The organism is Phyllobacterium myrsinacearum, assembly GCF_002980555.1.
Taxonomy (GTDB): domain Bacteria; phylum Pseudomonadota; class Alphaproteobacteria; order Rhizobiales; family Rhizobiaceae; genus Phyllobacterium; species Phyllobacterium myrsinacearum.
Window position 1 is genome coordinate 17,347 of the sequence record NZ_PVBT01000010.1, and the last position, 20,154, is coordinate 37,500.

Here is a 20,154-nt window from a genome sequence, read left to right on the forward strand (position 1 = left end):
GAAAGCCGAGATATTAGGTGATGCACATGTCTATCAAACCGCTTGTCATTCTTCCCGATCCGCTGTTGCGCCAGGTTTCCAAACCCGTGGAGCGCTTTGACGCTGATTTGCGCAAATTCTCCAACGATATGCTCGACACCATGTATGACGCGCCGGGCATCGGCCTGGCCGCCATTCAGGTGGCGGAACCGCTGCGCATGCTGGTGATCGACCTTGCCAAGGAAGACGAACCGAAGGCACCGCAGGTTTTCATCAACCCCGAGATTTTGTCTTCCAGCACCGAGCGCAATGTCTATGAAGAGGGCTGCCTGTCCATTCCGGATTACTATGCGGAAGTGGAACGCCCGGCAAAAGTGCGCGTTGCCTATTTTGACATCGAAGGCAAGAAGCACGAGATCGAGGCTGACGGCTTGCTGGCGACCTGCCTTCAACATGAGATTGACCACCTCAACGGCGTTCTGTTCATCGACTACATCTCGCGCCTGAAGCGTGAAATGGTGATGAAGAAGTTCAAGAAGCTTGCCAAGGATCGCGTTCCGAGCCGGCTGGCGGTGTAAGCCATGAGCCTGCGCATCGTCTTCATGGGAACCCCGGAATTCTCCGTACCGGTTCTCAACGCGCTCATCGGCCAGGGCCATGAGATCGTCGCTGTCTACAGCCAGCCGCCGCGCCCCGCCGGGCGGCGCGGGCTGGAGCTGACTCCCTCCCCCGTTCATCGCAATGCCGAGGAATTCGGCATTGAAGTGCGCACGCCCAAAAGCCTGCGCAGTCCCGAGGAACAGCAGGCGTTCCGTGACCTCAATGCGGATGTTGCCATCGTCGTGGCCTATGGCCTGATCCTGCCGACCGCCATTCTCGAAGGCACGCGCCTTGGCTGCTACAACGGCCATGCCTCGCTTCTTCCGCGCTGGCGCGGCGCCGCGCCGATCCAGCGGGCCATCATGGCGGGTGACAGCGAAACCGGCATGATGATCATGAAAATGGATGAAGGGCTGGATACGGGCCCGGTCGCCATGGCCGAAAAGGTCAAGATCACACCCGACACGACAGCGGGCGAGTTGCACGACCAGCTCAGCATGATCGGGGCAGACCTGATGGTGCGCGCCATGGCTGCGCTCGAACGGGACAGCCTCACCCTGACCCCGCAACCGGAAGACGGCGTCACCTACGCGTCGAAGATCACCAAGGTTGAAACCCGCATCGACTGGACCCTGCCAGCCATTGACATCCATAACCGCATTCGCGGTCTGGCACCGTTTCCCGGCGCCTGGTGCGAGATGGAAATCGGTGACGGCCTCGAACGCGTCAAGTTGCTGCGCTCGCTGCTTGCGACCGGTGCCGGCGTGCCGGGCACGGTGCTCGATGACGATCTGCGCGTTGCCTGCGGAGAAGGTGCGGTGCGTCTGCGCGCGCTGCAGCGGGCGGGCGGCAAGGCCATGGACGGGCAGGAATTTCAGCGTGGCGCCAAGATTGCGCAAGGGGCCAAGCTGCCATGAGCAGCATCGCCATTCGTCGCGTACAGCCCGCGGACCGCGCGTTGATCTCAGCTATCCTCGAAGAGGCCTTTGACGGGCCGGATGAAGCAAAGCTTGTCGCGCAACTCAGCGGCAATGGCGATGTCGTTCTCGAACTGGTTGCGGAGTTCGATGGCGCGCTGGCGGGCCATATCCTGTTTTCAAGGCTGCGCGTTGAGAATGGAACCAGCTTTGACGCAGTTGCATTGGCACCGCTCAGTGTCGCCTCCGCCCATCAGGGCAAAGGCATCGGGTCCGCACTGATCAAGGCTGCACACGAACAGCTGGCGCTCATGGGCGAAACCCTTTCCGTTGTCCTCGGCGACCCCGGCTATTACGGCCGCTTCGGCTACACCCATGCGCGGGCATCGGGTTTTATCAGCCAATATCAGGGCGCGTATCTGCAGGCGCTGGCTTTCGGCGATGCACCTCTGTCGGGAACGCTTGTCTACTCCAGAGCGTTCGAGGGCCTTTGATGCCGCGCTACAAGCTCACCATCGAATATGACGGCACCCCCTATGCGGGCTGGCAGCGGCAGGAAAACGGCCATACCGTTCAAGCAGCCATCGAGCAGGCCATCTTCAAGTTCTGCGGCGAAACCATCTCCCTTGGCGCCGCAGGCCGCACCGATTCGGGCGTGCATGCGATTGCCCAGATTGCCCATGTGGATCTGACCAAGGACTGGAGCAGCGCCAAGGTGCGCGAGGCGCTCAACGCCCATCTGGTCGTGGCCGGAGAAACCGTTGGGATCATCAATGTCGAGCGGATGAGCGAGAATTTCGATGCGCGTTTTTCCGCCACGGGCCGGCATTATCTCTACCGCATCATCAATCGCCGTCCGCCCGCGCCACTGGAAGCATTCCGCGCATGGTGGGTGAAGAAACCGCTTGATGCACAGGCAATGCACGAGGCGGCACAACGGCTGGTCGGAACCCACGATTTCACCACCTTTCGCGCCACCCAGTGCCAGGCAAAAAGCCCGGTCAAATCGCTCGATCACCTCAGTGTCGCGCGCAACGGGGAAATCATCGAGATCAGGGCATCCGCGCGCTCGTTCCTGCACAACCAGATCAGGTCATTTGCGGGAACGTTGAACGAAGTGGGTTGCGGCCGCTGGACGGCCGACGATGTCAGCGATGCGCTTGCCGCCCGGGACCGCAAGGCCTGCGGTCCTGTCGCGCCGCCCTATGGCCTCTACCTCGTCGGTGTGGATTACCCGAGTGTGATCGGCTCCGGCATGGCAATTCCCAGCACGCTCTGAAGAACGACCACCAGAATAATATATCCGGTAACCAGAATGGCGAAGAAGGCCGTCGTATAGGCATAGGTTTTCTTCAACGCCACATGTGTCAATCGATAGGTCAAAACGAGCGCGACGGCGTTGAGCACGAGGTCGACACCCAGCGAGAACTGCGGCCGCGTCGGCATGAAAATATGAATCAGCGTGGCAGGCACAACCAGCCAGTTCACCAATGCGGAGCCCCAGTTGCTGGTGATCACATAGACACTGAAGCGGCTGCGCAGGCCAATGCGCGGGGCCACGAAAAGCAGCACCGCCAATGGCAGGACCCATGCGGTCAAATCGACAAAGGCGATCCGGCCGATCAGGGAAAGCCGGGTTCCCGTTTCAGGCCGGAAGGCCACCACATCATTGGCAAAAACAATCCAGCTCAATATCAAAGGCGGCAGCGATACCGTGATCGCATGGAACGATTGCCAGAAGCCGTCTTCGGACAGATCGAAGAATTCCAGACCGTCGGCATGGCCGTTCATGATCCGCCATGAGCCCCAGAAATAACGCTGGATGTCTTCAAAATTCAGCATGGTCGCTCAGGCAAAAAAGTCGGCAATGAACCGCTCGTAAATTTGTGTCAACGTTTCCAAATCGGCGACCGCCACGCGCTCATCCACCATGTGCATGGTCTGCCCGACGAGCCCGAACTCGACCACCGGGCAGTAATCCTTGATAAAGCGCGCATCGGATGTACCGCCCGAGGTGGACAGCTGCGGCCGCTTGCCGGTCACGGCCTCAACCGAAGCGGTCAGCGTGCCGATAAGCTTTTCATCATGGGTGAGAAAGACATGACTCGGCCGGTCGCGCCAGACAAGCTCGTAATTAACCGGCGTTTTCCGGCCTGGCCGCAGTTTGCGCCGCCCGGATGCCTTGTCGAGACGGTTATGGATTTCCGCCATCAGCGTCTCATCGGTCCATGTGTCGTTGAAACGGATATTGAATGTCGCGGTTGCCTTGGCCGGGATGACATTAACAGCAGGATTTCCAACATCGATCGTCGTGACTTCCAGATTGGTCGCCTGAAAGTTCTTCGTCCCCTTGTCGAAAGCCGGATAGAGCAGGCTGTCCACCAACGTCACCAGTCCGCGAACCGGGCTGTCGGCCAGATGCGGATAGGCCGCGTGCCCCTGAACGCCATGAACGGTGACCGTTCCCGAGAGCGAACCGCGCCGGCCGATCTTGATCATGTCGCCCAGCTTGTCGGGATTGGTTGGTTCGCCGACAATGGCTGCATCCCAGGTTTCACCCCTGGCCTTGGCCCATTCCAGCAGCTTGCTGGTACCATTGATCGACGGGCCTTCCTCATCGCCGGTGATCAGGAAGGAAATCGAGCCCTTCAAAGCGCCATTCTTCGCGATGTGGCGGGCAACGGCGGCGGCAAAACAGGCAATGCCGCCCTTCATGTCAACCGCACCGCGGCCATACATCTCGCCCTTGTGGATCGCCGCCGAAAATGGCGGGTAGGTCCAGGCCGCCGCGTCGCCGACGGGAACAACGTCGGTATGACCGGCAAACATCAGATGCGGCCCATTGCCCGAACGTCTGGCGTAGAGATTTTCAACATCAGGCGTCCCGTCTTCGCTGAAGGTCGGGCGCTCAACGGAAAAGCCCAGCGGCGCCAGCATGGCTTCGAGCGTGGTGAGAGCACCGCCCTCCGCCGGTGTAACCGATGGACAAGCAATGAGTTGGGCGAGGTTGTTTATGGGATCTGTCGAGGATGTCATGTGCAAAGCGATAATCCAAAAGCAGCATCCTGTCACGCACTGGATCGCAATGCGTGCATCTGTTTTAATGGCTGACGATTGCGTCAAACCGGGGCTCGCCGATGACTGAAAACAATGGCCGTATTGTTGTCGCAGGCGCCGGCTCCATCGGCTGCTATGTCGGCGGCCAGCTTGCCGCCGCCGGAAAGGCCGTCACGTTCCTGGCCCGGCCGCGCGTGGCGGACGAAATCCGGCGCGCCGGTTTGAAAATTGTCAATCTCGACGGCACGGAGCGGCTTCTATCGCCAGACCGGCTTTCCCTCACGCAGGACCCTGCCACTGCCTTCGACAAGGCGCGGATCATTCTCGTGGCCGTCAAGAGCGGTGCGACGCAAGAAATGGCGGGGGTGATTGCCAGCCATGCACCCGCTGACTGTATCGTCGTCAGTCTGCAGAACGGTATCGGCAATGCCGGTGTTCTCCGAGAAAACCTCCCGGAGAGCATGACCGTGGTTGCCGGAATGGTGCCTTTCAACGTCGTCCAATCAGATGCAGGCGCGCTGCCGCTGAGTGTACGCCGCACCACGCAGGGCACGATCCTTGTTGAAAACAACGCCGAGGGCCTGGCCGAGGCCCTGTCGACACCGGACCTTCCGGTCAGCCCGCACGACAATATGCAAGGCATTCTCTGGGGCAAGCTGATGATGAACCTCAACAATGCGCTCAACGCCCTGTCAAACCTGCCGCTTGCCACACAGCTTGCCGACCGCGACTGGCGCGTTCTGCTTGCCGATCAGATGGGCGAAGGCCTCAAGGTCATGAAAGCCCATGGCATCGTTGCAGCGCCGGTCCAGGGCGTCTCACCAGCGATACTGCCATGGATTCTGCGACTGCCCGATTTTCTGTTCCGGCGTGTTGCCCGCAGGATGCTGGCCATCGATCCGCGGGCGCGCTCATCCATGTGGGAGGATTTTTCGCGCGGCAGGACCACCGAGATCGATTATCTCCAGGGTGTCGTTGTCAAGCTGGCAAGGGAAAAGGGCATTTCCACGCCCCTGGCGCAAAAGGTCATCGCATGCGTCAAACAAGCCGAGGGACAACCGGTCCGCTGCCATGCGGTGGCCGAGATCCGGCAGAAATTCGTCGCCTAAACCGCTCAGTCGATCGGTTTTCCCGTCTTGTCCTGCATGGTCAGAAGTGTCAGCGCACTCACCAGTGCTGCCGCCATCACGTAAAAACTCGGAGCCAGTTTCGTACCCGTTGCCTCGATCAGCAGCGTGACGATGACAGCGGCAAAGCCGCCGAAAATGGTCACGGCGAAATTATAGGCCAGCGACAGCCCGGTGGAGCGCAAGCCTGCAGGAAACTGCTCGGCCAGCAGCGCCGGCGCCGGTCCGGTGAATGCGGCGAGAAGCAGCCCGAGAATGCCCTGGACAATGGCAAGAGTCATCAGATCGGGCGAGGCGTTGACCCAGGCAAACAGCGGATAGATCAGCACACCGATGGCAATGGCTGCTGCCAGCAGCAGCCGCTTGCGCCCCACCCGGTCCGACAAGGCCCCGGCGACGGGGCAGCCCAGCATCAGCACCAATCCGCCAATGGTTGTGGCAACGAATGCATCGGCGAGCGGAATGTTGAGCTGCTTGACCGCATAGGTCGTCATGTAGAACAGCAGCACATAGGTGCATACCGTCCAGAGAATAGTGACGCCAAAGCCGGAGGCAATGCCGCGCGGATGGTCACGCAACGCGTCACGCAGCGGCGACTCGCTCTTCTGCGTGTGGCTGTCGGTAAAGACCGGCGTCTCGTCGACACGGGCGCGGATATAGAACCCGACCGGTCCGATGAGCAGGCCCAGGAGGAAAGGCACGCGCCAGCCCCAGCTGTCGATGGCAGCCGGGTCAAGCGCGTGCGTGACGATCGTGCCGCAGATACCGCCGAGCACGACGGCCAGCGCCTGGCTCGTCTGTTGCCAGCTGGCATAGAACCCGCGTTTTTCCGGCGGCGCGTATTCGATGAGAAAGGCTGTTGCGCCGCCAATCTCTCCGCCGGCAGAAAAGCCCTGGATCAGCCGCGCCAGAACGATGACGAGCGGTCCGATGATCCCGGCCTGGGCATAGGTCGGCGCAAAGCCGAGAAGTGCCGTGCCGAACGCCATCATCAGGATTGTCAGCGTCAACGCCGCCTTGCGCCCCTTCCGGTCAGCGTAGACACCGAGAACCACAGCCCCGACCGGACGCATGAAAAAGCCGACACCATAGGTGCCGACTGTGAGCAGGATCGAGGTCAGGTCGTTGATCGCGGGAAAGAACAAGCGTGCGATGATCGGCGTGAAGAAACCGTAGACGGTAAAATCAAACCATTCGAGGCCATTGCCGATCGTGGCGGCGGCAATGGCGTGGCGCCGCTTGGCGTCATAATCGCTGGTCAGAGGGGAAGCCTGCACAGTCATACTGGTACCTCAGCGGAGATGGAATCGGCTTGGGTACCAGCTTCTGTCGAGAATCTGCGTCTGTCCAGATATAAATCGTCTAATCAGTCGCGCAGCAACTCGTTGATCGAGGTCTTGGAGCGGGTCTTCTCATCGACGCGTTTGACGATCACCGCGCAATAGAGGCTCGGGCCCGGCTCATTGTTGGGGAAAGGCTTGCCCGGCAAGGTACCCGCGACAACTACCGAATAGGGCGGTACTTCGCCGTAGAAAATCTCGCCCGTGGCGCGGTCGACGATCTTTGTCGACTTGCCGATGAACACGCCCATGCCGAGGACCGCGCCTTCGCGCACGATGCAGCCTTCGACCACTTCCGAGCGGGCGCCGATGAAGCAATTGTCTTCAATGATGGTCGGGCCTGCCTGCATGGGCTCAAGAACGCCACCAATGCCGACGCCGCCGGAAAGGTGCACATGCTTGCCGATCTGCGCGCAGGAGCCGACCGTGGCCCATGTATCCACCATCGTTCCCTCGCCGACATAGGCGCCGAGATTGACGAAGGACGGCATCAGGATGGCGCCGGGAGCAATATAGGCCGAACGGCGGACAATCGCGTTCGGCACCGTGCGGAAGCCCGCCTTGCTGAACTCGGTCGCGCCCCAGCCTTCAAACTTCGAGGGAACCTTGTCCCACCACGGTGCGCCGCCGGGCCCGCCGTCGATGATGCCCATGTGATTGAGACGGAAGGAAAGGAGCACTGCCTTTTTGAGCCACTGATTGACCGTCCATGTGCCGTCCGCCTGCCGCTCGGCAACACGGGCTTCGCCGCTGTCGAGAAGCAGCAATGATGTGTCAACCGCATCGCGTATTTCGCCGCGCGTTTCGGTGTTCACGGCATCGCGTTCGTCAAAGGCCTTGTTGATGGTCTTTTCAAGACTGGCCAGGTCGGGCTTGGACATTTTCAGGTCACTCCATTGCACGGGCGGTTAAGGCTGATGTAAGGCCTAGTAGGATAAGTCTGTGAGAGGGTCAATCGCAGCGTCACAATGTTGGACGACGAATAGGATTTAATGTCTGTAAGCGTCACTTGCGTCCGCAGAAGGAGAATATAATTGAATACCGATGAAAAAAACGGCTGGACGCCATTTTCCCACTCGACAGAAGCCGTACGGCGGGTAGAGACCGCTCCCGAGACCCCGCAGACACAATCGGACACCTATCGTCTTGCCTTTGCCGATCCGGAATTCATGACACGCCGCGATCTGCGCGCGGTGCGGTTGCAGCTTGAATTGCTAAAACCGGAAATGGCCCTGACCGAACGGGGTATCCGTTCGACGGTCGTGCTTTTCGGCGGCGCCCGTATTCCCGAGCCCGGCGGCGAGGCCTGGGCGGCGAAAAACGACGTGCAGAAGAAGAACCTTGAAGCCAATTCGCGCTATTATGCCGAGGCGCGCAAGTTTGCCCAGCTATGCTCGACCTATTCCGCGACCACCTACAACCGCGAGTTTGTGGTTGTTACCGGCGGCGGTCCCGGCGTGATGGAGGCCGGCAATCGCGGCGCAGCCGATATCGGAGCGCCGACGATTGGTCTCAACATCGTCCTGCCGCACGAACAGGCGCCGAACGAATATGTGACGCCAGAGCTCTGCTTCAACTTCCACTATTTTGCCATCCGGAAAATGCACTTTCTGATGCGGGCCAAGGCGCTGGCGATTTTCCCCGGCGGCTTCGGCACCATGGATGAGACATTCGAGACGCTGACACTGATCCAGACAGGGCGCATGGAGCGCATCCCGGTTCTCCTTTTCGGCCGGTCGTTCTGGGAAAAGGCGATCAATTTTGAATTCCTGGCCGAACAGGGGGTCATTTCGCCGTCCGACAGGGAACTGATCACCTTTGTCGATGACGCCGAAGAGGCATGGGGCGTGATCAAGACGTTCTACGAGCTGCCCTGATCCTCTGCCTCATCGCGGCCGCGGGGCGGATGAATCCATGTCACAAGCACGACGGAGATGATCATCAGCAGATACCAGGAGCCGAATTTGGCAAAGGAAACCATCGTCCAGCCATCGGCCTGCGCGGGGTAAATCCAGGCTCTCGACCACGTGCCGATGTTTTCAGCGGCCCAGATGAACAAGGCGACCAGCAGGAATGCCACGAGCAGTGGCATTCGGTGACGAAACCGGAAAACGCGGTAGTACATCGTCGTTCGCCAGAACAGCAGAACGGTGGCGGCGAAGAGCACAATCCTGATATCGGGCAGGAAATGATGGGTGAAAAAGTTCGCGTAGATCACCATGGCGAGCACGAGCGTCAGCGCGAATGACGGGTAGCGTTCAAGCCGGATATCAAAAATCCGGTTGATACGGGCCATGTATGAGCCGACTGCGGCATACATGAACCCCGAAAACAGCGGGACGCCGCCAATGCGAAAGACATTGGGCTCGGGATAAATCCACGAGCCTGCCTGTGTCTTGAAGATTTCCATCACCGTCCCGACGATGTGGAATATCAAGATGACCTTGGCCTCGCTCCAGGTTTCCAGTTTGAACCCCAGCATGCCCAGCTGAATGGCGACGGCGCTAAGGAACAGGAAGTCATAGCGGGGGATTGCGCTGCCTTCAGGCCAATAGAGGCGCGTGAGCATGATGATTGCAAGCAATGCACCGCCGAACAGGCAGGCCCAGGCCTGTTTGATGCCAAAAACCAGGAACTCGACAAGACCACCGCAGACGCCCGACTGCGGGAGCCGGGCGAGGACGCGGTGCGCCGCAGCATCGATAATGGCTTCGACGGATGTAAATCGCTTCAAGCAGGCATACCCGTGCGGACCTGTCCCGGCTGGATCGCATTGAGAAACGACGCCAGATCATCGGTCACATAGTCAACGTGATCGGTGTAGTCCGGATCACGTTCCCATATCTCGGAGAACGTCGGCTCGAAATTGTGCGGAACGATCAGCACGGTCTTCATGCCGAGCGCTTTGGGCTCGACCAGATTGCGCGCGAGGTCCTCGAACATGGCGCTGCTCTTGGCATCGATGCCGTGCAGATCGAGAAAGCGGTCATAGGCCTGCCGCGCCGGCTTGGGCATCAGTTCGGCGGCAACAATATCGAAAATATCGTCGAACTCATCGAGGACGCCGAGTTGCCGCGCTGCCCGCTCGGCATGGCCGCGGTCACCATTGGTGAAGATGAACTTGCGCCCCGGCAGATGTTTGATCGCCATGGCCAATGCCGGATCGGGAACCAGCCAGGAGTAATCGATATCGTGGACCTTCTGCAGAAAATCGTCCGGATCGATGTTGTAGCGATCCATGAGGCCTTTGAGGGTTGTCCCGTAATCCTTGTAGAACTGCTTCTGCAGCTGGCGGGCATCCGTATGGGAAAGCTGCAGGAGATTGGCAACATAGCCAGTCATCTTCACGTCGATCTGCGAAAACAGATTGGAATGATGCGGGTAGAGCGTGTTGTCCAGATCGAACACCCAGTCCGTTACATGGGCAAAATTCAGAGGATCAGGATTCTTCGTCATGCATACTCGCCATTGCAGGGACATCGGTAAAGAGACAGGCCGTGTGTTGCCTTATCGACTCAATAGACGAAAAAAGTCCGAACTACGACCGTTTTTACATTTTCCGCTAACAGCAGCTTCATGAATACCGCATAGTACTGGAGTAGCAGCATCAGGGGTGAAATGTTCAGAATTCTGTACAAATGTGCGCTGGTCACACTTATCGCGATTGTCTGTTCTTTGCTGATTACCGGGAGCATCATGAGTGCTTTCGACATGCATAACAAAATGGGCTTTGTGATCGCCACAATCTGTCCGCTGACAATCACCCCGCCGATCTCGCTGATGGTGTTCAGGCAGTCCGAGCGGCTGCGCGTGACCCTGCTCCAACTCAGCCAGGTCATGCAGCAGCTTGAGGAAACCAATGCCAAGCTGCTGGAAAAAGCCTCGCGCGACAGCATGACGGGCCTGCTCAACCGTGAAGCGTTTTTCACCCATGTGGACAGGGTCCGCAGGCAGATGCCCGGATCCCTGCTCATCATCGATGCGGACCATTTCAAGAAAATCAACGACCAGCACGGCCATTACAATGGCGATGGCGCGCTGACCGCCATTGCCCACTGCATTGCACGCAGCATCGGCGAAAATGACAGCATCGGCCGCATCGGCGGCGAGGAGTTTGCAGTCTTCCTGGCCACGGAACGCGAAAACGAGGTCCGGGCCATTGCAGAACTCATTCGCGAAGATGTGACGCTGATTGATTTCAAGACGCCGGAAAATGAGCGTGTTCCGCTCAGCGTCAGTATCGGCGGGGTGATCGACGTCTCGACAGGGACGATCGCCGATCATTTCCAGACCGCCGATCGCAGGCTTTACGAGGCCAAGCGCAATGGCCGCAACTGCGTCATCGTGAAACCGGCGATGAAAACCGCAGCCTGACCTAAATCGCCGACGGATCCAGCGGCGGGCTGTCTTTCCACCGGGCAACAATGGCAGCCATATCAGCGGTTTCAAAGGCGTCCCGCAGCGCGGCAAAGCTTGGGAGAACAAAATAGGCGCGTTGGAACTTGTCAATCTCGTAGGCGGTCCGCATCACCGTTTCCAGATCGAACGGGACGTGATGTGCATCCGGGCTTTCGACAGCAAATTGCAATTCGCTGAACGATGACATCAGGCCGGCGCCAAAAGCCTTGAGTGCGGCGCCCTCCTCCTGCATCAGGCCGAATTCAGCCGTATACCAGTACAGCCGCGCCACCATCTGCTCGCCGCCGATCCGAACGGCGGCAGCACCCTTTTCGCCGTAGAGCTGCATGAAATCGGCAAACACCGGCTGGCTGAGAATGGGAACATGGCCGAAGAAGTCATGGAACATGTCCGGCTCGACGATGTAGTCCAGCTCCTTCTTGCTGCGCAACCAGTTGGTAACCGGGAAGCGGCGGTTGGCAAGATGGTCGAAGAACGGCTCGTTCGGGATAAGGCCCGGGACGGCCACGATCTCCCAGCCTGTCAACTTGCGCAGCCGTTCGCTTACTTCATGGAAATCGGGGATACGGTCGAGCAACCCCAGAGCATCGACGCCGTCGAGATAGCTGTGATGGGCAAGCCGCGCCGTGAGCTTGGTCTGACGGTCACACAAGGTGCGCCACACCTCCTGATCTTCCGCCGAGTAGTCATATTGCTGTTCAACGGTAAAATCCGGCTGGCAGGCATGATAGTCGCCGCGCAACCCCTGTGCTGCACATTCGCGGGCATAAGCCTCGACGCTGATGGTCATGAATTCCTCCTCGATTCCATTCCAGCATTCAGAATACTCCTGAAAATCGAGTGAATTTGACCTTATTGTCTCAATGGACCACTATCTCGAGAGGAAAATATAATATTCCGGAGAAAAACAAGTGACATCCCCTCGATTTGACGAATTTGAAATCAAGATGCTGCAGGTTCTGCGCGACAATGGCCGGGTGCCGATCACCGATCTTGCACAAGCCATCGGGCTTTCGGCGACGCCCTGCGGCCGGCGTTTTGACGCCCTGCAGGAGACGGGTGTCGTCAAAGGCTTTGCCGCCGTGATCGACCGCCGGTCCATCGGGCTCATGGTCGAGGTCTTTGTTCAGGTCCGGTTGACATCGCACAGCGATGACTCGCCGGAACGGTTCATCACGGAAATACAGCGCATGGACGAGGTATCATCGTGCTGGACAATGACCGGCGAGCACGATTTCCTGCTACACGTGATGGTGCCCACCGTCGATGATCTCAACGACTTCGTCATGCACCGTCTGATGCGCCTGAAGGGTGTGCGCGATGTGCACACCCAACTCGTGCTGCAGAACATCAAGGGGCCGGGCAAAATTCCGCTCGACCACCTCAAGCGCTGATCAGGGAACGATCAACGTTCCCGCGCCGCGTTCGGTGAAAAGCTCAAGCAGGACCGAATGCGGGGTCTTGCCGTTGAGGATGACGACCCCTTCGACACCGCGATTGATCGCGTCGATGCAGGTTTCGACCTTCGGAATCATGCCGCCTGAAATCGTGCCATCCTTGATGAGGGCGCGGGCCTGTCCGACGGACAGTTCCTTGATGAGCTTCTTGTCCTTGTCGAGAACGCCGGGAACATCGGTCAGGAACAGCAGGCGCGAAGCGGCCAGAGCACCGGCAATGGCGCCTGCGAAGGTATCGGCATTGATATTATAGGTATGGCCGTCACGCCCCGGCGCAACCGGAGCTATGACCGGGATCATCTCCGAGCGGGCAAGCAGGTCAAGCAGCGTGCGGTCCACTTCAACCGGTTCACCGACAAAGCCAAGGTCAACGATCTTCTCGATATTGGAATCGGGATCGACAATGGTCTTCTTGGCCTTTTCGGCGAAGACCATATTGCCATCCTTGCCGCACAGGCCGATGGCCCATTCGCCTTCCGCATTGATCAGCGCGACGATTTCCTTGTTGATCGAACCGGCAAGAACCATTTCGACGATTTCAAGCGTCTTCGCATCGGTGACGCGCAGACCGCCTTCAAACTTCGATTCGATACCCATGCGTGCAAGCATGGATGCAATTTGCGGACCGCCGCCATGGACGACGATCGGATTGATGCCGGATTGCTTCAACAGAGCGATATCGCGGGCAAAAGCCTTGCCGAGCTCCACATTGCCCATGGCATGGCCGCCATATTTCACAACAACGGTCTTGTTTTCGTACCGCTGCATATACGGAAGTGCCGCGGATAGAAGGCTTGCCTGAATTTCTGCGGTGTGCTCAGTCTCGGACATTGGGGAAGCAAGCTCCAGCTTAAAAAGGACGGGGGTCTCATAACCCTAAAGACGGCCATGGGCAAACATGATTTAGGGTGGGCGGGAACGTTTTTGCATGCGGCCCATTGACAGGACAACCTGTCCGCAGATTTAACTTAGGGGCAGGACTCTGGATAGTCAAAGAGTTGGAAACGCCGGTCGCATGACACCCGAAGGCATATCAGAACTCATTTCACGGGTCGCTTTGCGGGACCGCTCGGCGTTCGATCGGCTTTATACCTCCACAAGTGCGAAACTATTCGGCGTATGCCTGCGTATCTTGGGCAATCGCTCGGAAGCAGAGGACGCACTGCAGGATATCTACGTCAAGATCTGGAACAAGGCCGACCGGTTTGCCGTCGCCGATACCAGCCCGATCTCATGGCTGGTGGCGATTGCGCGCAATCATTCGATTGACGTGCTGCGTGCGCGCAAACCGGCAACAGCTGAACTGGAAAAGGCCGTCGGTCTTGCTGAACCGTCCCTCAATCCCGAACAGTCTGCCATTGCATCCGGTGAAACGAAGCGCATCAATGAGTGTCTCGATCAGTTGGATTCTGACCGGGCTGCGGCCGTGCGGGGCGCTTATCTGAATGGCGAGAGCTATGATCTTCTGGCGATCCGGCACCGGGTGCCGCTCAATACGATGAGAACCTGGCTGCGGCGCAGCCTGATGAAACTGAAGGAATGTCTGGAACGATGAGCACGATACCTCCCGATGACACAATGCCGGAAGGCGACGATTTTGTCGCTGCCGAGTATGTGCTGGGCGTGCTGCCGGATCAAGAGCGGCAGGAGGCCGCCCGCCGCATCGAAACCGATGCGTCCTTCGCGCGCCTCGTGTCCGACTGGCAGAACCGGTTCAATCCGCTCAACGAGCAGTTTCAGCCGGTGACGGCGCCCAGCTATCTGAAGAGCCAGATCGACCAGCGCCTGTTTGGCATCGACTCGGGCCGCGTGGGGACCGGCGCCTCCTTCTGGAACAGCCTGGCCTTCTGGCGGACCATTGCCGTTGCAGCGCTTGCGCTTGTCCTGTTCAACTTCGGCAGGGAGTATGTGCAGCGGCAGAGCGGACCAGTGCCTGCCCAGCTCATCGCCTCCATGGCAAGCGATAGCGGTCCAATGCGCAGCGTTGCTGTTTTTGACGGCAAGTCGAGAAAGCTCAGGGTTACGCTGGTTTCAGGCGATATTCCGCAGAACAAGTCGCTGGAACTCTGGCTGATTGCGGGAAAGGATGCGCCGGTGTCGCTGGGCATTCTCAAATCACCCAAGGTGACGGAGTTCGACGTGCCCGCACCGGCTGCGGCAAAGCTGCGGGATGGAACAACCCTGGCCATTTCGGTTGAACCGGCAGGCGGTTCCCCGAGCGGAGCACCGACCGGCGCCGTCGTGGCAGCCGGTACCGTCAGCAGCATCTGAAATCAATGCGCTGGAAGGGCTTTATTCTTCGAGGAGAAGGGCGATTGCAGCGCGCAGATCATCCAGTCCGCCGCCCTTTTCCGACGATGTGGCAAGGATCGTTGGATAGGCCGCGGCGCGCTTTTTAATCGCCTGAGCCGTTTCTTCCATGAGGCGCGGCACGCCGGCGGCCTTGATCTTGTCGATCTTGGTCAGGACGATCTGGTAGGACACCGCCGCACGATCCAGGAGATCGAGCACTTCCGCATCGTTCTTCTTCACGCCGTGACGGGCATCGATGAGCAGATAGACGCGCTTCAGCGTGGTGCGGCCGCGCAGGTAATCGAAAACAAGCCGCGTCCAGGCATCGACCTGCTCTTTCGGCGCTTCCGCAAAGCCGTAGCCCGGCATGTCGACCACGGCGAGCGGCGGCAGATCGCCATTTTCACCGGAATGGCCATCCGGGACGAAATAGTTGAGTTCCTGCGTACGCCCCGGCGTGTTGGAGGTGCGCGCCAGACCTTTCTGGCCGATGATCGCATTGATAAGGGACGATTTGCCCACATTGGAGCGCCCGGCGAAGGCGATTTCGATGGGCCCTTCAGGCGGCAGGAATTTCATGGACGGAACGCCGCGAATGAAAACCCAGCCTTGCGCAAAGAGCATCCGGCCCTTCTCGATCAGCCGGTTCGTATTGTCGTTGGTTTCACTCACGTTGTTTTCCGTCCGTTCATGGGGTGGCCGCAGCCACCTGCATTCAATGTTATCGCCGCCTTGTCAACTGAACGGCGCCGTTCACCGGCAAATGAAAAGCCCCCGGTATGACGCGGGGGCTTTCGGCATTCGAGTGGAACCCGCCTATTCCGCGGGTTTGGGTTTCTTCTTGAAGAGCCCCGCGAGATTGTCCCACAGCTCGATCTTCGCGCCCTGCCGCTTCATGATGATGCCCTGCTGGGTGATCGACAGGAAGTTGTTCCATGCCCAGTAAATCACCAGACCGGCCGGGAAGCTGGACAGCATGAACGTAAAGATCAGCGGCATCCAGTTGAAGATCATGGCCTGCGTCGGATCGGGAGGCGTCGGGTTCATGCGCATCTGCAGGAACATCGTCACACCCATGATCAGCGGCCAGACACCGATCATCAGGAATGCCGGAACCGTCCAAGGAATGAGACCGAACAGGTTGAACACCGATGTCGGATCCGGCGCTGCCAAATCCTGGATCCAGCCGAAGAACGGCGCGTGACGCATTTCGATGGTAACGTACAGCACCTTGTAGAGCGCGAAGAAGACCGGAATCTGGATCAGGATGGGCCAGCAACCGGCGATCGGGTTGATCTTCTCGGTCTTGTACAGCTCCATCATCGCCTGCTGCTGCTTGACCTTGTCATCCGCATATTTCTCGCGGATTTCGGTCATCTTCGGCTGAACCAGCTTCATGCGCGCCATCGACGCATAGGACTTGTTGGCAAGCGGGAAGAACAGCGCCTTGAGCAGAACCGTGACAACGAGAATGGCCACGCCGAAGTTGCCGATGGCCTTGTACAGCCAGTCGATGAGATAGAACATCGGCTCGGTGATGAAATAGAACCAGCCCCAGTCGATCAGATTCTTGAACAACGGAATATGCAGGTTGTTCATATAGCCATTGATCTTGCCAACTTCCTTGGCGCCGGCAAAAACGAGGTTCTCGATCGTTGTGGATTGACCCGGTTCGATCGTTGTCGGATCGGACAGGTAGTCGCTCTGATACTGCGGACGGCCATTGTCGAAGTAGGACATGCGCGCCTTGAAAGGCTTCGTTTGCGACGGGACAAGAGCAGCTGCCCAATATTTATCGGTGATGCCGATCCAGCCGCCAGTGTCCGTTTTCTCCGGAGAAACCTCTTTCTCCTTCTCGATTGCCGCGAATTTGTATTCGACCAGCTTGCCGGCAATCACGCCGATCGGACCTTCATGCAACACATAGGTGCTGGCATGCAGAGGCTTGTAGAACCGCGTGACGCGACCGTAGGAGGCCAGAGAAACCGGCACGGAGGTTCCGTTGGTCACGGCATCCTTGACCGTGAACATATAATTGTCGTCGACACTGAAGGTGCGCTTGAAAACCAGGCCCTTTTCGTTGGTAAACGTCAGGGTGACCGGGGTCGACGGGCTAAGCTTGCTGTTGCCGTCCACTGTCCATACGGTCGCGGGACCGGGAACCGTGCCCGATGTCTCGTTGCCAGTGAACCCGATCTCGACAAATTGCCCGTCCGCCATCTGCGAAGGGCTCAACAGCTGAATGGTCGGTGAATTGTTGTCGACCGTTTCATGATACTGCTTGAGCTGCAGGTCATCCAGACGCGCGCCGGTCAGGCTGATGGATCCGCTGAGGCTTGGCGTGTCGATCTGGACGCGCTGCGTCTGCCCGAGCGCTGCGGCACGGGTGATGCTGCCCGCCTGAGCGGCATCCGGCGTCTGGCCGGGAATATTGGCACCGGGCGCGGCGGGTGTTGATGCCGGCAGATTGTTTGCTGGCGCACCGGCTGGCGCGGCAGGCTGCCCGGCTGCCTTGGTCTGAGCCTGGCGCGTGGCTTCAATCTGTGCCTGCTGCCGCTCGGCCTCGATCTTGGGGCCCATGTAGAACACCTGCCACAGTCCCAGAATAACGACGGACAAGGCGATGGTGATAAAGAAATTACGATTGGTTTCCATTATCGGGTCCTGTTGGGCCGGTCATGTCTTGGGGAAACGCCGGTTTGGTATTTTTTGGAAACCCGTTTCGAGAGTTCCCGGGATAAGTCCGCAAACGGCGCATCGAGCGCGTCACGGCGAGCAACGATCACATAGTCGGTTCCGGCGGCCATGTCATCTGCAACATTGACGCGTACAGCCTCTTTCAGCCGGCGCTTGATGCGATTGCGGATAACGGCATTTCCGTTCTTTTTTGTGACCGTAAAACCAACACGCGGCGGACCTTTCCGGTCTTCGCGCTCCTTGACTTCGAGCAGGAAAAAGCCGCCGCGGCGTTTTTCTCCGGTCCGAACAGCCAAAAACTCCGCTCTCTTGCGAAGGCGGAGTGGTTTTTGATCATTCATTCCTGCAATGCCAACTTCGGCCAACCGCGCAAACCTGCGCGGAACGCCTTATGCCGACAACCGCTTGCGACCGCGAGCACGGCGTGCTGCGATAACCTTGCGGCCGCCTGCTGTAGCCATACGGGCGCGAAACCCGTGACGACGTGCGCGGACAAGTTTGGATGGCTGATAAGTACGCTTCATTTGTTTAATACCGCGGTGTGCGGCCCTTCTTGTGGTCTGTTCTTTGACAGGAGCATATCAGGACCGCCATTGGCGCATAAGAACACGCCGCCGGGGCGGTCAACCCGGACGTGCGCGGCTTATAGAGGCATGATGCCGAGAAGTCAATTCATACCGGACAATTCACACATAGGCAAAAAACAGGAAGTGATTTATTGTACCGGCGCAACGTTTGCCCTACATCGGGCATCGATGGAGCAAATATGGCGGTAACGCAACAGGATCAACAACCGGCAGGCTTGCATATGCATGCGGGTCGGCGCTTGCCGATCCTCAAACGCCTTTCGGGCAAGCTGTTGCGCCTCACAATCCTGTTCGGCCTTCTGGCCGAAATCATGATTTTCGTTCCGACCATGGCCGATATGCGCATGCGCTGGCTCTCTGACCGCCTCAATACCGTGGCAGCGGCGAGTGTCGTGCTGGCGGCAAGCGATGGCAAGGATATTCCGCAGAGCGTGCAGAACGACGTGCTTCTGGCCACGGGCACCAAGGCGATTGCCCTGCGCGAAATGGGCGCATCGCGGCTGCTGGCGGTCTCGGAAATGCCCTCCAAGGTCGACCGGCATATCGACATGACCGTCACCGACCCGCTGACCACGATCCGCGACGCATTCGATACCCTCATCAATGGCGGCAACCGCATCATCCGCGTCTATGGCCCGATCGGCGATACGGGGAAGGTCATCGAACTCATCACATCGGATGCGCCCCTGCGCAACGCGATGTTGCGCTATGCCCGCAATCTGACGCTGATTTCGATGTTCATCTCGGTCATTACCGCCGGTCTGGTTTTCCTGGCCATCAGCCACCTGCTGATCCGGCCGATACAACGCATGAGTGCCAACATGCTGGCCTTTGCCCAGCAGCCGGACGATCCCAAGCGGGTCATCCAGCCGGAGAAGCGCGACGATGAACTCGGCACGGCGCAGCGCGAGCTGGCCGACATGCAACAGCAGCTGCAGCGCACATTGTCCGAACAGAAACATCTGGCCGACCTTGGCCTTGCCGTTTCCAAAATCAACCACGACATGCGCAACATCCTGGCGTCTGCCCAGCTTATGTCCGATCACCTTGCCAATGCCAGCGATCCGGCCATTCAGCGCATGGTGCCGAAGCTGGTGCGGACGATCGATCGTGCCATCAACTACTCCCAGACCGTGCTTGCCTATGGCGGGACGCAGGAGCCGCCGCCACAGCGGCGCCGGGTGAAGCTGCACACCATCGTCAGCGACGTGGAGGAAATGCTGAACCTTGACGCAAAGTCGGGGATTGAATTCAAAAACCTCGTACCGGAAAGTTTTGAAGTCGACGCAGACCCGGATCAATTCTTCCGCGTGATTTCAAATCTCTGCCGCAACTCCGTTCAAGCCATGAGCGGCAGTACGGGCGATGACATCTCCATCGTCAAACGGCTGACAATTACAGCGGGGCAAATTGGCACGACATCGATCATCGGCATTGAAGATACCGGACCGGGGCTACCGCCCAAAGCGCGTGAAAATCTCTTCACTGCATTCAAGGGGTCGGCCCGCTCCGGCGGCACCGGTCTTGGCCTTGCCATTGTGCACGAGCTGGTTCGGGCCCATGGAGGCAGCATTGAACTGCGCGGCGGCGAAGGTGCGGGCGCGAGTTTTGAAATCCGCATACCGGATCAACCCGTTTCTCTGGCCGAATGGCGCTCGCGCCGGGATTCAATATCGTGATAT

Annotated in this window: 23 protein-coding genes; 11 read left to right on the forward strand and 12 right to left on the reverse strand. The window is 58.8% G+C overall.

Going from position 1 to position 20,154, the window contains the following annotated elements:
- Positions 1–26 precede the first annotated feature (26 nt).
- From def to truA, 4 genes are read left to right on the forward strand one after another with little or no spacing between them, the layout of a single operon-like run.
- A complete protein-coding gene (gene def / locus C5750_RS24570; RefSeq protein WP_105737786.1) occupies positions 27–557 on the forward strand; it encodes a peptide deformylase in 531 nt (176 codons plus the stop codon).
- Between the two features lie 9 nt (positions 558–566).
- Positions 567–1,496 carry a methionyl-tRNA formyltransferase gene (gene fmt / locus C5750_RS24575; RefSeq protein ID WP_105738122.1) on the forward strand — a complete coding sequence of 310 codons (930 nt, stop codon included), beginning with the start codon at positions 567–569 and terminating at the stop codon, positions 1,494–1,496.
- Positions 1,493–1,990, forward strand: coding sequence for a GNAT family N-acetyltransferase (locus C5750_RS24580; RefSeq protein ID WP_105737788.1), 498 nt, complete (start codon positions 1,493–1,495; stop codon positions 1,988–1,990). The genes fmt and C5750_RS24580 overlap by 4 nt, the downstream gene beginning before the upstream one ends.
- Complete coding sequence (gene truA, locus C5750_RS24585) at positions 1,990–2,775, forward strand: tRNA pseudouridine(38-40) synthase TruA (RefSeq protein ID WP_105737790.1); 786 nt, start codon at positions 1,990–1,992, stop codon at positions 2,773–2,775. Before C5750_RS24580 ends, truA begins: the two co-directional genes overlap by 1 nt.
- On the opposite strand, the gene C5750_RS24590 is transcribed toward truA, so the two are convergent.
- Both C5750_RS24590 and dapE read right to left on the reverse strand, forming a co-directional pair.
- Complete coding sequence (locus C5750_RS24590; protein ID WP_105737792.1) at positions 2,727–3,338, reverse strand: hypothetical protein; 612 nt, start codon at positions 3,336–3,338, stop codon at positions 2,727–2,729. The genes truA and C5750_RS24590 overlap by 49 nt on opposite strands.
- A gap of 6 nt (positions 3,339–3,344) precedes the next feature.
- Positions 3,345–4,532 (reverse strand): succinyl-diaminopimelate desuccinylase, encoded by a 1,188-nt coding sequence (dapE, locus tag C5750_RS24595; protein WP_105737794.1) that lies wholly within the window; start codon positions 4,530–4,532, stop codon positions 3,345–3,347.
- Between the two features lie 101 nt (positions 4,533–4,633).
- Here dapE and C5750_RS24600 point away from each other — a divergent pair, with 101 nt between their 5' ends.
- Positions 4,634–5,662 (forward strand): 2-dehydropantoate 2-reductase, encoded by a 1,029-nt coding sequence (locus tag C5750_RS24600; protein WP_105737796.1) that lies wholly within the window; start codon positions 4,634–4,636, stop codon positions 5,660–5,662.
- Between the two features lie 5 nt (positions 5,663–5,667).
- On the opposite strand, the gene C5750_RS24605 is transcribed toward C5750_RS24600, so the two are convergent.
- On the reverse strand, positions 5,668–6,963 hold the full coding sequence (locus C5750_RS24605; RefSeq protein WP_105737798.1) for an MFS transporter: 1,296 nt from the start codon (positions 6,961–6,963) through the stop codon (positions 5,668–5,670).
- An 83-nt stretch (positions 6,964–7,046) separates the two neighbouring features.
- A complete protein-coding gene (dapD, locus tag C5750_RS24610) occupies positions 7,047–7,901 on the reverse strand; it encodes a 2,3,4,5-tetrahydropyridine-2,6-dicarboxylate N-succinyltransferase (RefSeq protein ID WP_105737800.1) in 855 nt (284 codons plus the stop codon).
- Between the two features lie 153 nt (positions 7,902–8,054).
- Here dapD and C5750_RS24615 point away from each other — a divergent pair, with 153 nt between their 5' ends.
- Positions 8,055–8,897, forward strand: coding sequence for an LOG family protein (locus C5750_RS24615; RefSeq protein ID WP_105737802.1), 843 nt, complete (start codon positions 8,055–8,057; stop codon positions 8,895–8,897).
- Here C5750_RS24615 and C5750_RS24620 read toward each other — a convergent pair.
- Together C5750_RS24620 and C5750_RS24625 are read right to left on the reverse strand one after the other, a co-directional pair.
- Entirely contained in the window at positions 8,882–9,754 is an 873-nt protein-coding gene (locus tag C5750_RS24620; RefSeq protein WP_105737804.1) for a DUF817 domain-containing protein, read from the reverse strand. The two genes, C5750_RS24615 and C5750_RS24620, sit on opposite strands and share 16 nt — an antisense overlap.
- Positions 9,751–10,476, reverse strand: a complete 726-nt coding sequence (locus tag C5750_RS24625; protein ID WP_105737806.1) for a pyrimidine 5'-nucleotidase — start codon at positions 10,474–10,476, stop codon at positions 9,751–9,753. Before C5750_RS24625 ends, C5750_RS24620 begins: the two co-directional genes overlap by 4 nt.
- Positions 10,477–10,731: 255 nt before the next feature.
- Between C5750_RS24625 and C5750_RS24630 the strand changes: the two genes are divergently transcribed.
- The gene (locus tag C5750_RS24630; RefSeq protein ID WP_158531258.1) at positions 10,732–11,394 is read left to right on the forward strand and encodes a GGDEF domain-containing protein; all 663 of its coding nucleotides are present in this window, start codon (positions 10,732–10,734) and stop codon (positions 11,392–11,394) included.
- A 1-nt stretch (position 11,395) separates the two neighbouring features.
- On the opposite strand, the gene phhA is transcribed toward C5750_RS24630, so the two are convergent.
- Positions 11,396–12,229 carry a phenylalanine 4-monooxygenase gene (phhA, locus tag C5750_RS24635; RefSeq protein WP_105737810.1) on the reverse strand — a complete coding sequence of 278 codons (834 nt, stop codon included), beginning with the start codon at positions 12,227–12,229 and terminating at the stop codon, positions 11,396–11,398.
- Positions 12,230–12,350: 121 nt separating this feature from the next.
- Here phhA and C5750_RS24640 point away from each other — a divergent pair, with 121 nt between their 5' ends.
- Positions 12,351–12,833, forward strand: coding sequence for an Lrp/AsnC family transcriptional regulator (locus C5750_RS24640; RefSeq protein ID WP_105737812.1), 483 nt, complete (start codon positions 12,351–12,353; stop codon positions 12,831–12,833).
- Here the strand turns inward: C5750_RS24640 and argB are convergent, their stop codons facing one another.
- Entirely contained in the window at positions 12,834–13,727 is an 894-nt protein-coding gene (gene argB / locus C5750_RS24645) for an acetylglutamate kinase (RefSeq protein WP_105737814.1), read from the reverse strand.
- Between the two features lie 184 nt (positions 13,728–13,911).
- Between argB and C5750_RS24650 the strand changes: the two genes are divergently transcribed.
- Both C5750_RS24650 and C5750_RS24655 read left to right on the forward strand, forming a co-directional pair.
- Positions 13,912–14,451 carry a sigma-70 family RNA polymerase sigma factor gene (locus C5750_RS24650; RefSeq protein ID WP_105737816.1) on the forward strand — a complete coding sequence of 180 codons (540 nt, stop codon included), beginning with the start codon at positions 13,912–13,914 and terminating at the stop codon, positions 14,449–14,451.
- Positions 14,448–15,167, forward strand: a complete 720-nt coding sequence (locus C5750_RS24655) for an anti-sigma factor (RefSeq protein ID WP_158531257.1) — start codon at positions 14,448–14,450, stop codon at positions 15,165–15,167. The genes C5750_RS24650 and C5750_RS24655 overlap by 4 nt, the downstream gene beginning before the upstream one ends.
- A 21-nt stretch (positions 15,168–15,188) precedes the next feature.
- Here the strand turns inward: C5750_RS24655 and yihA are convergent, their stop codons facing one another.
- From yihA to rpmH, 4 genes are all read right to left on the reverse strand, one after another.
- Positions 15,189–15,812 (reverse strand): ribosome biogenesis GTP-binding protein YihA/YsxC, encoded by a 624-nt coding sequence (gene yihA, locus C5750_RS24660; protein ID WP_245421261.1) that lies wholly within the window; start codon positions 15,810–15,812, stop codon positions 15,189–15,191.
- Between the two features lie 192 nt (positions 15,813–16,004).
- Positions 16,005–17,843 (reverse strand): membrane protein insertase YidC, encoded by a 1,839-nt coding sequence (yidC, locus tag C5750_RS24665; protein ID WP_105737822.1) that lies wholly within the window; start codon positions 17,841–17,843, stop codon positions 16,005–16,007.
- Positions 17,843–18,226, reverse strand: coding sequence for a ribonuclease P protein component (gene rnpA, locus C5750_RS24670; RefSeq protein WP_105738124.1), 384 nt, complete (start codon positions 18,224–18,226; stop codon positions 17,843–17,845). Before rnpA ends, yidC begins: the two co-directional genes overlap by 1 nt.
- Positions 18,227–18,274: 48 nt before the next feature.
- The gene (gene rpmH, locus C5750_RS24675) at positions 18,275–18,409 is read right to left on the reverse strand and encodes a 50S ribosomal protein L34 (RefSeq protein WP_040853797.1); all 135 of its coding nucleotides are present in this window, start codon (positions 18,407–18,409) and stop codon (positions 18,275–18,277) included.
- A 242-nt stretch (positions 18,410–18,651) separates the two neighbouring features.
- Here rpmH and C5750_RS24680 point away from each other — a divergent pair, with 242 nt between their 5' ends.
- Positions 18,652–20,151 carry a sensor histidine kinase gene (locus C5750_RS24680; RefSeq protein WP_105737824.1) on the forward strand — a complete coding sequence of 500 codons (1,500 nt, stop codon included), beginning with the start codon at positions 18,652–18,654 and terminating at the stop codon, positions 20,149–20,151.
- The last annotated feature ends 3 nt before the right edge of the window (positions 20,152–20,154 follow it).

Coding starts and splice junctions, on each gene's coding strand:
- def (WP_105737786.1), top strand. CDS start 27: ATGTCTATCAAACCGCTTGTCATTCTTCCCGATCCGCTGTTGCGCCAG.
- C5750_RS24580 (WP_105737788.1), top strand. CDS start 1,493: ATGAGCAGCATCGCCATTCGTCGCGTACAGCCCGCGGACCGCGCGTTG.
- truA (WP_105737790.1), top strand. CDS start 1,990: ATGCCGCGCTACAAGCTCACCATCGAATATGACGGCACCCCCTATGCG.
- C5750_RS24590 (WP_105737792.1), bottom strand. CDS start 3,338: ATGCTGAATTTTGAAGACATCCAGCGTTATTTCTGGGGCTCATGGCGG.
- dapE (WP_105737794.1), bottom strand. CDS start 4,532: ATGACATCCTCGACAGATCCCATAAACAACCTCGCCCAACTCATTGCT.
- C5750_RS24600 (WP_105737796.1), top strand. CDS start 4,634: ATGACTGAAAACAATGGCCGTATTGTTGTCGCAGGCGCCGGCTCCATC.
- C5750_RS24605 (WP_105737798.1), bottom strand. CDS start 6,963: ATGACTGTGCAGGCTTCCCCTCTGACCAGCGATTATGACGCCAAGCGG.
- dapD (WP_105737800.1), bottom strand. CDS start 7,901: ATGTCCAAGCCCGACCTGGCCAGTCTTGAAAAGACCATCAACAAGGCC.
- C5750_RS24625 (WP_105737806.1), bottom strand. CDS start 10,476: ATGACGAAGAATCCTGATCCTCTGAATTTTGCCCATGTAACGGACTGG.
- C5750_RS24630 (WP_158531258.1), top strand. CDS start 10,732: ATGCATAACAAAATGGGCTTTGTGATCGCCACAATCTGTCCGCTGACA.
- phhA (WP_105737810.1), bottom strand. CDS start 12,229: ATGACCATCAGCGTCGAGGCTTATGCCCGCGAATGTGCAGCACAGGGG.
- argB (WP_105737814.1), bottom strand. CDS start 13,727: ATGTCCGAGACTGAGCACACCGCAGAAATTCAGGCAAGCCTTCTATCC.
- C5750_RS24650 (WP_105737816.1), top strand. CDS start 13,912: ATGACACCCGAAGGCATATCAGAACTCATTTCACGGGTCGCTTTGCGG.
- C5750_RS24655 (WP_158531257.1), top strand. CDS start 14,448: ATGAGCACGATACCTCCCGATGACACAATGCCGGAAGGCGACGATTTT.
- yihA (WP_245421261.1), bottom strand. CDS start 15,812: ATGCTCTTTGCGCAAGGCTGGGTTTTCATTCGCGGCGTTCCGTCCATG.
- yidC (WP_105737822.1), bottom strand. CDS start 17,843: ATGGAAACCAATCGTAATTTCTTTATCACCATCGCCTTGTCCGTCGTT.
- rnpA (WP_105738124.1), bottom strand. CDS start 18,226: ATGAATGATCAAAAACCACTCCGCCTTCGCAAGAGAGCGGAGTTTTTG.
- rpmH (WP_040853797.1), bottom strand. CDS start 18,409: ATGAAGCGTACTTATCAGCCATCCAAACTTGTCCGCGCACGTCGTCAC.
- C5750_RS24680 (WP_105737824.1), top strand. CDS start 18,652: ATGGCGGTAACGCAACAGGATCAACAACCGGCAGGCTTGCATATGCAT.